The sequence below is a fragment of the Intestinimonas butyriciproducens genome, assembly GCF_016901775.1.
In the GTDB taxonomy this organism is placed as follows: Bacteria; Bacillota; Clostridia; order Oscillospirales; family Butyricicoccaceae; genus Pseudobutyricicoccus.
The window spans coordinates 168,533-180,796 of the sequence record NZ_JACJKW010000001.1; the positions used below are offsets into that span (position 1 = coordinate 168,533).

Genomic DNA, 12,264 nt, shown 5'->3' on the forward strand with positions numbered 1-12,264 from the left:
TTTTGCGCAAAGTATCCACAATACTTGTCCACAGGTTGTGGATAAAAAACCGCCGGTTTTGTCCGGCGGTTTTTTTGCATATGGTTATCGCTATAAAGGAATGGTCATGCCGTCCAGCAAGCGCAGGATGGAAAGTACCAGTGTGGCGGCAAAACACAAAATGGCCAGAATGAAAAAGGTCTTGTAGTGCTTTTCTTTTTTCAGGCAGATGCTGCCGATGAGAAAGCACAGAACACCCAAGGCCAACGGGGTCAGTTCCATAAATCCGAAGAAAAGCTTAGTTGATCTCTACTTTTTCAGCCTGCTCAGGGAAAAAGTCGTTGTCCAGATCGTAGATGTTGTGGGTAGTGGAGTCACGGAGCACCCGGCCTTCCAGGGAGTAGCAGCGGATGAAGCGCTTGCCGTCCACAGTGGTCCAGTTTTCTGCATCCCAGGTGAGGTAGCCGTCGCCATCGGTTTTCTTCTGGGCAAACTTCAGGTCGATCTGCCGGTTGTTGAGCATCAGGTCGATCAGGCCCTTCCGGTCCACTTCCACTTCCTGCTTGTGGATCATATCATATGCTTTCATTGTGTTTCCTCCATCATTTTTAAAGTATGTAGCTTTATTATAGCATCCCTGTGGGATTTTGCAACCAACTCTGGGTTGGGGGGATCAGTTTTTGGCCGCCGTCTGGAGATAGGGCGCAGGAGTGGGCTCGTCCTGGGTGAGGGCCTGCTCCACGCTCCAGTAAAAGGCCTTCTCCCCTGCTTGCTGTGTGATGCCGCTGCGGTCCATCATTTGCCGCACCGACGGAGACACGCCGCAGAGGAACACCTGGGCCTGCCGGTTTTGCACCTGGCGCAGCAGATCCAGGAAAGCCTGGGCGCCGGAGATATCCATATAGGAGACGCCCCGCATGGAAAAGATCACGCTGGAAAAGCCGTTTACCTGCTGGCCGATCTCCTCGATCATCTGGGTGTTGGAAAACAGAATGGAACCGGTGATATAGACCACCCGGGCGTTTTCGGCCCGGTGAGCCAGAAGGGCGTCGGGGGCGGCCAGGCGATGAGGAAGCACATCTTCGTAGTTGACCTGGAGTTCCGACTGCCGCACGGCCAGCAGCACCAGGGATACCACAATGCCCAGCAGAATAGCCACTGTCAGGTCAAAGAGGATGGTAGCTGCCATGGTCACCAGGAATTTCAGAATAGCGCCTTTGAATTTTTTGGAGAAAATGTAGCGGATGGTCTTCCACTCATTCATCCGCCAGGCGGTGACCATCAGCACGCCGGCCAAAGCACACAGAGGGATCTGCCCCATCACCGGCCCCAGCACCAGCATGGAGATCAGCAGGAAAAGGGCGTGAAACACACCGGTGAGCCGGGTGCGGGCGCCGGATTTCACTGCCACACTGGTACGGGCAATGGCCGCAGTGGCCGGAATACCGCCAAACAGCGGGGTGAGGATGTTGCCGATGCCCTGGGCCAGAAGCTCCCGGTCATTGTCCAGCTTGACGCCGGTCATCCGGCTGGCGCTGGCTCCGCAGAGCAGGCTTTCCACCATGCCCAGAGCGGCGATGCTGATGGCCGGAGCCAAAAGCCCGCTCAAAGTGTTCAGATCCAGAGAAAGCAGATCGAGCCGCTGGGGCAGCATGAGAGAGGAAGGGATCTCCCCTACGGTGTTTACCGGCAGCTTCAGCACCATGGAAGCGGCGGTGGTCAGGATGATGGCCACCAGAGATGCGGGCACCACACTGTTCCACTTTTTTGGAAAAAATACCATAAAGAGCACCACAAAAATTCCAATGGCCACAGTGGTCCAGTTGGGATCAAAGCCGTGGGTGAAGTATCCCCCCACCTTCTGAATGGCAGAACCCTCTATGGAGGTGACGCCAAAGAAGTTATCCACCTGTCCCAGAGCGATGATCACAGCGATGCCCGAAGTAAAGCCGGTGATCACCGGCATGGGGATAAAGGCGGTGAGCCGTCCCAGCTTGAACAGCCCGGCAATCACCAGAAGCACGCCAGCCAGGAAAGTGGCCTGGAACACGCCATTCAAGCCATACTGGGCCACAACGGAGGTGAGAATGGCGGCCATGGCTCCGGTGGGGCCGGAGATCTGGTAAAAAGCCCCGCCCAGAAGGGCGATGATGGCGCCGGCCACAATGGCGGTGAGCAGGCCGGAAGCCGCCGAAGCGCCGCTGCTGACACCGAAGGCCAGAGCCAGGGGCAGCGCCACCGCCGCTACCGTCAGGCCGGCCATCACATCGGACAGCAGTCCTTTGGCGTTGTAGCCTGCAAATTCCTTCTTCAAATCTTTTGCGTATTTTTGCAGCATTTTGTTATTCCCCCCGGAATATATTTTCTTTTTCCCCTGCAAAAGGACAAAAGTATAAAAATGCAAAAAAAGTATATCATGGCGGTGAACAAAGGGCAAGAAATTCCAGCAAAACAGGGATATTTTTGCATGGATCAAAAAAATTCCCCAGGCGGCGCACCGCCTGGGGAAAATAATGCAGGGAAGAATTTGATCACTGAGCGTCGGCAAAGCGCACCAGCATGGTGGCGGCTTCGGCCCGGGTGACCGAATTGAGGGGATTGAGCTTGCCTTCGCTGCCCTGGAGCACGCCCAGGCCCACGCAGTATTCCATGGCATCCTGGGCCCAATCGGACACCGAGGTGCTGTCAGAGAAATCGGTGAGGGCCGAAGAGGGCTCTTCCGGCGCGCCGCTGTATTGATGCAGCATATAGGCCAGCTCCTGCCGGGTCACCAGGGCATTGGGGTCCAGACTGGTGCTGTCCATGTTGGCCAGAATCCCCTTTTCATAGCACCAGATGGCGCCGTTTGTATACCACTGACCCGCAGGCACATCGGTAAAGGGATTGTCGATGGTCACCTGGGGAGAGCCGGCCATGCGGTAGAGTACCGTAGCCAGCATGGCACGGGTCATGGTGCCGCCGGGGGTAAAGGTGTTGTTGCCGGTGCCGTTGAAATAGCCCCGGTTTACGCAGGTGTTTACATAGTCCTTGGCCCAATGCCAGCGCATATCGGTGAAGGGAGTGTCATAGATGGTGGAGCCCATCAGGTCATAGGCGCACACCGAACGGTAAGAGGTGTTGAGAATGACCTCATATTCCCCATCGCCGTCCACATCCTTTACAGCGGGAGCTGCTTTGACGCCGTTGGTCTGATAAGCGCCCAGATAGCCGGGATATTCGGCGGGCAGCTGGGTGCGGGAGATCAGCTTCAGATCGCTGTCCAGAATATACAGCGAGCCGTTGACGCCGGTGTTTTCGCTGGTGGTATCATGGTTGGGGTTTGTGATGCTGTCGGTCCAGGAGCCAAAGATGATCTCCTTTTTGCCGTCGCCGTTGATGTCCACGCAGACAGGCTGGGCAGCATATTCGGCAATGGTAGAGGTGGTGGCCGGCAGAGTAAAGCTCTTCATGGTCTGATCCAGGGAGAAGCAGTAGAGTTTGCCGTCAAAGGAATTGAACAGGATCTCTTTGTTGCCGTCGCCGTCCAGATCGGCGGTGACAGGCTCGGGCAGCACAAAGGAGGAGCCGGAGTTCTGGCAGTCCTTGATGCGGGAGCCCAGGTTGACGGGAATGGTGGTCCAGTCAAAGCCCTTTTCGGTGTTCTGATAGCGGGTGCGGTCGCCGTTGAAAACGGCCACGGACATGCACAGGCTGTCCAGCCAGAAGGCGTTGGAGATGGAGTTGGTATCCATGACGATACCGGTGACCACCACTTCGTTCTTACCGTCGCCGTCCAGGTCGTCGATCACCGAGCCGGCATGGCCGAATTCCATGCACAGACGCTCTTTCATATCCACTTTGCCCTGGTCGGTATCCCAGCCCCGCTGGGCCACGGTTTTTTCATGGTCGTAGTCGATATAGGTGCGCACAGAGCCCCAGGGGCTGTCGCCGAAGGTTTCGGCGTCGGCCATAATAAGGGAGCCGTCCAGTTCAAAAGCCTGGATGCACCGGTTGTCGGTGGGAGCAATGATCTCCGGCAGGCCATCGCCGTCGATGTCACCGGTGGAAATGCCGTTGGCAAAGATGCCGTAGCTTTCTGCCTGATCCTGCTGGTCGGGAGAAAGCTGGGGCCAGTGGGGGAACAAAACGCCGTAGCAGTCATAGACCCACACAGAGGCCTCGGAGTTGACGCCGGCGCCTACTACGATCTCGCAGGTGCCGTCGCCGTCAAAGTCGTCCACGGCCAGAGAACGGATAAAGCTGTCCACTTCCAGATACTTGGGCCAGCCTTTCTTGAAATAGCCGTTGTGATCCAGCACAGAGATGAGATTTTTGTGGGTGGAGATGATTTCCACATAGCCGTCGCCGTCGATGTCCTTCACCACGGGAGAGCACCAGGCGCCGGAATAATGGGCGGAGGGTTCGCTGTTATAGGGGGTGGAGCGGTCTTTGCCGGAGTCTACCTGCCACAGAGTTTTGCCACTCTGGGCGTCGGTGACGGTGATGGCGAAGGACACGCTGACCACTTCGTCCCGGCCGTCCTTGTTGATGTCGGCCACCACCGGCTCAGCATAGTAAGCCAGGTTGGTATATTTGGCATGGGCCGCGCCGGAATAGAGATACTTGGCTTTGACCGACACAGATGAGGCGGCCTTGGCCGGAGAGGGACACAGGGAAATGCAAAGCACCCCTGCCATGAGCCCGGCTGTCAGCCGGGAAAGGGCTTTTTTCACAATACCTTCCTCCTTATACCATTTACAAAAAATTAAAATCCCTTTGATTAACAATATAAACCCAACCCCCGGTTTCGTCAAGGCGAGAACCGGGGGTCCGTTTGTAAAAAACTTGATAGGGCGATGGGAAGTGTTTTCTTTTGTTTTCTGTTCGGTCAATGAGAGGCAGGAGAAAAGGCCTCTTCCTGCTTTTTCCGGCGGGAGCGGGTATACAGCAGCCATTTGCCGAAGCCATAGCAGGTGTTGACCAGCATGGCCGCCACGGTGATCAGCATGATGTAGCTGCCTGAGATGATGTACAGGGCGGTGTAAAGCAGCAGGGTGACAAACCAGGCATACCACTGCTCGGTGTAGCGGAGCAGGAGCAGAATGCCGTTGGCGATGCCGCAGGCACTGGCCAGAGCGTCCAGGAAGGAGTCTTCGGCGCCGGGGATCATCTGGATCAGCTGCCCCACCACCAGGCCAAAGAGCAGAATACCGGCGATCACCAGAATATCCTGTTTCCAGCTCAGGCGTTTGACCACAGTCAGCTCCTGCTGGACTTCATCGGGATGGCGCTTCCAGCGCAGGAAGCTGATGATGTCGATGGGGATCCAGAAAGCTACGGTGATGATGGCGATGGTGTACCAGCCCAGGGCTATGCACAGCACCAATTCGGGGATCTCAATGAAAAACAGATCCACCATAAAATTCAGCTTGCTCTGTTTGGAGATCAGAAGCTCGCACACAGGATTGGCCAGAACAGCAATCACCGAGCAGACCACCACAAAGGAGTTGGACATATCCTCCAGCATCATGTGGGGCAAAAACACAGTAAAGCCGATGGTCAGAAGCAGCACTACCACAAGATAGCCGATCTGATAGGGGGTAAAGCTTTTGAGAAATGTTTTGAACTGGGATGAAGTGTTCATGAAAAAGCGTCCTCTCTTTTGATTTTTAAAGGGAAAGCCAGCGGCTCAGCCGGGGAAAGGCACGCAGGCAATTCTGATAATAGATGGCGTCAAAAGTCTCCGGCGGGAAAATCTTCTCGATGGTCTCGTCGTATTCCTCCAGCTGACCAAGATGGAGGGGCGGGCAGAAGTCGGTACCATAGAGGAACTGTTTCCAAAGCTCCGGCTGGGACAAAAGGGCCTGGCGGAAGGTATAGATGGCTCCCTGCACATCGTTTCCCTCTTTGGTGCCGGTTTCATAGGCGCCGGACACATCGGTGAACAGGTTTTTGTGCCGGTGCAGAAGGGCGGCGCACTCCATAAAGCGGGGATCATCCATGTGGGCAATGATGAAGTTTACCTCCGGGAAACGCTGAGCCGCCAGGGCGATGTATTTGGCCTGGGAGCCTTCCATGTCATTCTCCGATGGCAGGATCAGAGAGCAAAGGCCGGTGTGGAAGGTGACCGCCAGCCGGTGCTGCCGGGCAAATTCATAGATGGGGGTCATTTTTTCGTCGCAGGCTCTTCCCTTCTGGTAGGTCAGGTAGACTTTGAGACCCACTACCTTCCACTCATCCAGATGGGGTACCAGCTCACGGAGCTGAGGGGGGATGGGGCGATGGAGATCCACACAGGGACACAAAAAAAGCCGGGGATCGGAAAGCACCGTCTGGATACACTGGGGATTTTCCATCAGACTGGAAGGCAGCTGCATCACCAGGGCAAATCCCTGGGTACGATGGAAGTATTCGTCCCGGATGGCCGGGGAAATGATGTGAGTGTGACAGTCGATTCTGGGGCGCACAGAAAACACCTTTCTTTCCTTTTGGCAGCAAAGATATGGGAGAAAACCGCAAAAAAAGAGCCGGGGCAGCAATGCCAAGGCTCTTTTTGGTGCCGCTGACCGGGATCGAACCGGTACGGTCAAAAGACCGAGGGATTTTAAGTCCCTTGCGTCTGCCTGTTTCGCCACAGCGGCAGAAAGCAGAAACCAGCAATTAGTATAGCACGCCCTGCCCTTTCCCGTCAAGAATGGGGAAAACCGAGGACAGGAGGCCTGGATGACCGATGTTGCCCCTTTTTCCTTTTGGCCTGAAAAAGAAAGGGGGTTTTGCCGAAAGAAAAAAGGGAGGGTTTCCCCTCCCCTTTTATGACCGGTCCCGGCTTTTGAAGATCAGCGCGCCGATCAGAGAGAACACCACGGCAGCGGCAATGCCGCCGGCGGTGGCGGTGAGCCCTCCGGTAAAGGCCCCCAGAAAGCCCCGTTGGGCGATGGCTTCCTTTACCCCTTCGGCCATGGTGTAGCCAAAACCCAGAAGGGGCACAGTGGCTCCGGCCCCGCCGAACTTCACCACCGGCTCATAGAGACCGATGCCGGTAAGAATGACCCCCAGCACCACAAAAGTCACCAGAATCCGGCCGGGAGTCAGCTTGGTCCGGTCGATGAGCACCTGACTGATGGCGCAGATCACCCCGGCGGTGAGAAAGGCTCTTACATATTCCATTTTTCATCGGCCTCCAAACAAACAAGATGACAGATCCCAGGGATGCTCTGCCCCTGGTTGCAGGAAGTGGGACTGAGAAGGGCGCCGGTGCCGCAGAACAGCACCTTGCGGAAAATCCCCTGCTCCATGGCTTTGAGGATATAGGAACAAAGCACTGCTGCCGAACAGCCGCAGCCCGAGCCGCCGGCGTGGACATCCTGGCTGCCGTCATAGAGCAAAAGACCGCAGTCGTCATAGGTGGGGCGCATATCGATGCCGTCCCGCTGAAACAGATCGATGACGATCTGATGCCCCACCTTTCCCAGATCCCCTGTGACGATGAGATCGTAGTGAGAAGGTCCGGTATGGGTGTCCTGGAAGAAGCGGCGGATGGTCTCGTAGGCCGACAGGGCCATGGCGGCGCCCATGTTGGCCTGGCTGGTGACGCCAGGGTCTGCGATCCGGCCGGGGGTGGCATGGGTGATGCGCACTCCCATGCCTCCCTTTTGCAGCACCACCGCCCCGGAAGCAGTGGCCGTCCACTGGGCCGTCTGGGGCCGCTGGCCGCCGTATTCCAGCGGATAGCGGTATTGCCGTTCGGCGGAACAGAAGTGGGAAGAAGTGATGGCGCAGGCCGTCTGCTCAAATCCGCTTTCCACCAGGCAGGAGGCCACCAGCAGCCCTTCCGCCATGGTGGAGCAGGCCCCGTACAGCCCCAGGAAAGGCACATTGGTAGGCCGCAGGGCAAAGGTGGTGCCGATGCACTGGTTGAGCAGATCGCCGCCCAGGATGCACCCCAGCTGGGAAAGGGGCAGATGGGCTTTGGAAAGAGCCCGCTCCAGGGCCATGGACATCATCCGGCTTTCGGCTTTTTCCCAGGTTTGTTCTCCAAAGGTGTTGTCGTCGCTGATATAGTCAAAATCCCGGGACAGAGGGCCTTCTCCCTCCTTCTTGCCTACCACCGAGGCGTAGGAGAGCACCCGGGGCGGATCCTGAAAACAATAGGTGTTCCCTGTTTTTTTCATATTCCCTCCCCCTTTATGCAAAAATATAATAGAGCAGGCCGTAGATCACCGAAGCCGTCAGGCCGCAGGCCAGCACCGGCCCGGCAATGGTGAACATCTTGACGCAGGTACCCAGCACCAGTCCTTCGGTTTTGTATTCCAGGGCCGGGGCGGCGATGGAATTGGCAAAGCCGGTGATAGGGACAATGGTGCCCGCTCCGGCGAACTTGGCGATTTTGGGATAGATAGCCAGATCGGTGAGCAGCACCCCCAGAAAGACCAGGATGATGGAAAGGGATGCTCCGGCTGTCTTTTCATCCAGGCCCTGGCTCAGCAGAAAGTTGCGAATGGCCTGGGCCAGAGTGCAGATGGTGCCCCCTGTGACAAAGGCCAGAGAGGCATCTTTCAGCAAGGGCGAGGGCGGGGAAGCTTTTTGATAGAGCTTTTTATATTCCTGATTGGTAATATCCATGAAAAAACCCTTTCTGCCGGCGCACCGGCTTGTTTTCTTGCCGGTAGTATATGCCGGAAAAGGGTGATCATACAAAAAAGTGGCCAAAGGCCACTTTTTTGATGGGGAAAGAATGGGTTTTTATTGCCGGGCCCGGTGAAAAAGCTGCTTCACCTTTTCCAGCAGAAGAGGATGGGAAGAAAGATCCGGATCCTGCCGCAGCATCTGTTGGGCCGCTTTCTGAGCAGCCTGCAAAAGGGATACATCCTGGGACAGATCGGCGATTCTGAACTCCGGCAGACCGTGCTGCCGGTCGCCGAAAAAGTCTCCCGGCCCCCGCAGCTTCAGATCGGCTTCGGCAATGCGGAAGCCATCGTGGCACTTTGTCATCACCCGCAGCCGCTCCTGCGTTTTGGCGCTTTTGCTGGCGGACACCAGCACACAATAGGACTGGCGGTCTCCACGGCCCACCCGGCCCCGCAGCTGGTGGAGCTGGGAAAGACCGAACCGGTCGGCATCCTCCACGATCATCAGGGACGCCCGGGGCACATTGACGCCCACCTCGATCACGGTGGTGCTCACCAGCACCTGGATCTTTCCCTGGACGAAATCCTCCATCACCTGCTCCTTTTCCCGGCTTTTCAGTTTGCCGTGCATCAGGCCGATGGATACCTGGGGGATCCGCTGCTCCAGTGCCTTGGCATAGGCCACCGCCGATTGCCGCTCGTCCTCCCCTTCTTCGGTTTCGATGAGAGGACAGACGATGTACACCTGTCCCCCTTCCTGCACCTGTTTTTGAATAAAGGCATCCAGCCGGGGGCGATAGCTGGGGGGCACGGCGTAGGTCTCCACCTGCTTGCGTCCCGGGGGCAATTCGTCCAGCACCGATACCTGTAAGTCCCCATAGAGCATCAGGGCCAGGGTGCGGGGAATGGGCGTGGCGCTCATCACAAGAGAATGGGTGTCCGCTCCTTTGTCCCACAAAAGCTGCCGCTGCTGCACGCCGAAGCGGTGCTGCTCATCGGTGATGGTCAGGGCCGGACGGCAAAAGACCACATTGTTTTCAATGAGAGCGTGGGTGCCGATGAGAACCGAGATCTCCCCTTGGCTCAGTTTTTCCAGCATGGTTTCCCGCTGCTTTTTGGGGGTGGAGCCGGTGAGCAGGGCGCAGGAAATGCCGCATTGCTCCATCAGAGGCTGAAGGGATTCGTAATGCTGCCGGGCCAGAAGCTCGGTGGGAGCCATCAGCGCCCCCTGCATTCCGTTTTTGGCAGCCAGCCACAGACAGGCGGCGGCCACCATGGTTTTGCCGCTGCCCACATCCCCCTGCACCAGGCGGCTCATCCGTTTGCCTCCCGTCATGTCGGCAAAGGCCTCGTGTACCGCCCGCCGTTGGGCGCCGGTGGGGGAAAAAGGAAGAACCTGATAGAAATCCTCCGGTGGATACCAGGTCAGCCTGATTCCCCGGGCGGTGATATTCTGCTGCCCCATCAGCTGCAAACCGCAGGCAAACTGAAAAAATTCCTCAAAAATCACCCGTTTCCGGGCCTTTTCCAGCGCCTCCTGGTGGATGGGATAGTGGATGTTTTCATAGGCATAGCGGATGTGGCACAGATCGTATTGCTGGCGGATGTCCTCGTCCAGGCTTTCGGTGAGCTCGTCGGTATACTGGACGGCCTGGGAGGTGGCCTGGAGCATCAGCGTGCGGGAAAGGCCGCCGGTGAGACGGTAAACCGGCAGCAATCGCCCGGTGATCATCCCCCGTCCTGCCGGTTCAAATTGGGGGTTGGTCAGCTGTTTTTTCAGCAGCGTCCCTTCGATTTTGCCGAAAAAGGCGTATTCCTCCCCCTGGCGCAGCTGAGAGCTGAGATAGGGCTGGTTGAAATACACCAGATCGATCTGGCCGCTTTCATCAAAGGCCCGCAGCTTGGTGATGCTCAGCCCTTTGCGGATCAGCCGGGTGGAAGGGGGCTGGGCCACGGTGGCCAGAATGCAGCAATTTTCCCCCACAGGGGCCTGGGCAATGGGATAAAAGCGGCTGCGGTCCTCATATTCTCTGGGAAAGTGCTCCAGGCAGTCCCCCAGGGTGAAAAGGCCCAGCTTGTGAAAAAGCTGGGCCTTCTTTTCTCCCACACCCCGCAAGGTGCGGATATCGTCTGTGAGATGGCTCATGGGAACACCTAGCTGTGGTACTGGCGGTAGACTGCCACCACCAGCCCCAGAATCTGAGCGTTGTCCCCATCAATGGGGTCATAGGCAGGGTTTTCCGGCAGCAGGCGCACATGGCCATTGGATTTGTCCAGCCGTTTGACGGTGGCTTCATCCTCCAGCATGGCCACCACGATGGCCTTTTGATCGGCGGTGTCCTGGCGGCGGACGATCACATCGTCCCCATCCAGAATGCCGGCTCCGATCATGCTGTCACCCCGGACCCGCAGGGCAAAATATTCCCCGCTGTGGTATTCAAAGGGGATATAGCCCAGAATGTCCTCCTGCATCAGGATGGGCTGGCCGGCGGTGACCACCCCCAGCACCGGGATCTTTTTTACACCGGTAGGGTGGTTTTTCAGGGTAATGGACCGGGTGCGGCCCTCGCCCTTGTCCAAAAATCCCCCTTCCTGCAAGATTTTCAGATGGGAGTGGACGGTGGACGGGGAGCGGAGCCCCACCGCCTGGCAGATCTCCCGCACGGCGGGAGGATAGCCATTTTCATCGGTATAGCGGGAGATATAGTCCAGAATCTTCTGTCGCATGGGACTGAGTTTTTTCATGGGATCACCTCAAGGGACGGCTTATGGCATAGAATTATATATAGTATACCATAAAACACAGGATAGGGCAAACATTTGTTCCGATATATGGTAAAAAACCTTTGGGAGGCACAGAGAATCCAGCTTCGGCATATGCTGTCAGTGTAATGGTTTTGGGGCCTGGGACAGGACTGCCCCGGATCCATGAAAAAGTTTCACGAGAAACAAGGAGGGATCCCTGTTGAAGGAGATCGATTGGAAGCAAAAGACCGGCCGGGTCTCCGGAGAGGAGACGGAGGAAGCTCCGCTCCTTCACCGGGTACGCCGTGTGGTGCGGGTGTGGCCCGACGGCAGTTATGAGGAAAAGAAAGGAAACCGGCCGGAGGTGAAACAGCCCCTTGCCGAAAGCCCCCTTCTCCAGTGGGCCAGGGAAAGCGGCCAGTGGGTGCCGGAAGGGCTGAGTCTCAGCTGTCAGTGCCCTTCCGGGCCAGAGCGGGAAAAAGACAAGGAAAACCAGCGGCCCTTTTTCCCCTGCCCTTCCGGCTCCTGTGAACCATGTTCCTGTTTTTGCTCCTGGGATGGGCCGGCCCATGATTATCTCACCGGCGTAGACCCGGTGGTGGGCGGTCAGCAAGGGGAGAAGAATACGGCGCTGAAGTTGGCTCTGGCCGCCCAGCAGGGGGATAGCATCTGCATGGAGGAAGAGGGCATCCGGCTGGAAAAGGGAGCCTATCTGGTACTGCTTCAGGGCCGGGTGCAGGACTATTCCGGTGAGGAAGCCGGCATCCAGCTGCTGCTGGACGGTCAGACTGTGCCCGGAGGACTCTGGCGGGGAAAAGAGACCGCATCTCTGGGGGCGATTCTGGCTACCCAGGGGGCTGTCTTGCAGGTGATCTGCCTGGAAGACGGTCTGTATCAGAATCTGTCTCTCACAGTGCTTCGTTTGGATGGCTGA

General features: G+C 57.1%; 12 protein-coding genes and 1 tRNA gene. 1 reads left to right on the plus strand and 12 read right to left on the minus strand.

Annotated features, from left to right (window positions below; all coding sequences use genetic code 11):
* Positions 1-90: 90 nt before the first annotated feature.
* The 12 genes from H6A25_RS00895 to lexA form a co-directional block, all read right to left on the minus strand.
* Complete coding sequence (locus H6A25_RS00895; RefSeq protein WP_177614155.1) at positions 91-261, minus strand: hypothetical protein; 171 nt, start codon at positions 259-261, stop codon at positions 91-93.
* Between the two features lie 16 nt (positions 262-277).
* Complete coding sequence (locus H6A25_RS00900; protein WP_204750132.1) at positions 278-568, minus strand: hypothetical protein; 291 nt, start codon at positions 566-568, stop codon at positions 278-280.
* 84 nt (positions 569-652) lie between these two features.
* Positions 653-2,317 (minus strand): SulP family inorganic anion transporter, encoded by a 1,665-nt coding sequence (locus H6A25_RS00905; protein ID WP_204750133.1) that lies wholly within the window; start codon positions 2,315-2,317, stop codon positions 653-655.
* Between the two features lie 193 nt (positions 2,318-2,510).
* A complete protein-coding gene (locus tag H6A25_RS00910; RefSeq protein ID WP_204750134.1) occupies positions 2,511-4,691 on the minus strand; it encodes an S-layer homology domain-containing protein in 2,181 nt (726 codons plus the stop codon).
* A 155-nt stretch (positions 4,692-4,846) separates the two neighbouring features.
* Positions 4,847-5,602 carry a nicotinamide riboside transporter PnuC gene (gene pnuC, locus H6A25_RS00915; protein ID WP_204750135.1) on the minus strand — a complete coding sequence of 252 codons (756 nt, stop codon included), beginning with the start codon at positions 5,600-5,602 and terminating at the stop codon, positions 4,847-4,849.
* 25 nt (positions 5,603-5,627) lie between these two features.
* Entirely contained in the window at positions 5,628-6,425 is a 798-nt protein-coding gene (locus tag H6A25_RS00920; RefSeq protein WP_204750136.1) for an amidohydrolase family protein, read from the minus strand.
* 87 nt (positions 6,426-6,512) lie between these two features.
* Positions 6,513-6,599, minus strand: a tRNA-Leu gene (locus H6A25_RS00925).
* Positions 6,600-6,768: 169 nt separating this feature from the next.
* A complete protein-coding gene (gene spoVAE / locus H6A25_RS00930; RefSeq protein ID WP_204750137.1) occupies positions 6,769-7,125 on the minus strand; it encodes a stage V sporulation protein AE in 357 nt (118 codons plus the stop codon).
* Positions 7,113-8,129, minus strand: coding sequence for a stage V sporulation protein AD (gene spoVAD, locus H6A25_RS00935; RefSeq protein ID WP_204750138.1), 1,017 nt, complete (start codon positions 8,127-8,129; stop codon positions 7,113-7,115). The genes spoVAE and spoVAD overlap by 13 nt, the downstream gene beginning before the upstream one ends.
* A 13-nt stretch (positions 8,130-8,142) precedes the next feature.
* Positions 8,143-8,580: a SpoVA/SpoVAEb family sporulation membrane protein gene (locus H6A25_RS00940; protein WP_204750139.1), complete on the minus strand. Its 438-nt coding sequence runs from the start codon at positions 8,578-8,580 to the stop codon at positions 8,143-8,145.
* A gap of 120 nt (positions 8,581-8,700) precedes the next feature.
* A complete protein-coding gene (gene recG, locus H6A25_RS00945; protein WP_204750140.1) occupies positions 8,701-10,731 on the minus strand; it encodes an ATP-dependent DNA helicase RecG in 2,031 nt (676 codons plus the stop codon).
* An 8-nt stretch (positions 10,732-10,739) separates the two neighbouring features.
* On the minus strand, positions 10,740-11,330 hold the full coding sequence (gene lexA / locus H6A25_RS00950) for a transcriptional repressor LexA (RefSeq protein WP_204750141.1): 591 nt from the start codon (positions 11,328-11,330) through the stop codon (positions 10,740-10,742).
* 220 nt (positions 11,331-11,550) lie between these two features.
* On the opposite strand from lexA, the gene H6A25_RS00955 reads away from it, so the two are divergent.
* Positions 11,551-12,264, plus strand: a complete 714-nt coding sequence (locus H6A25_RS00955) for a hypothetical protein (RefSeq protein ID WP_204750142.1) — start codon at positions 11,551-11,553, stop codon at positions 12,262-12,264.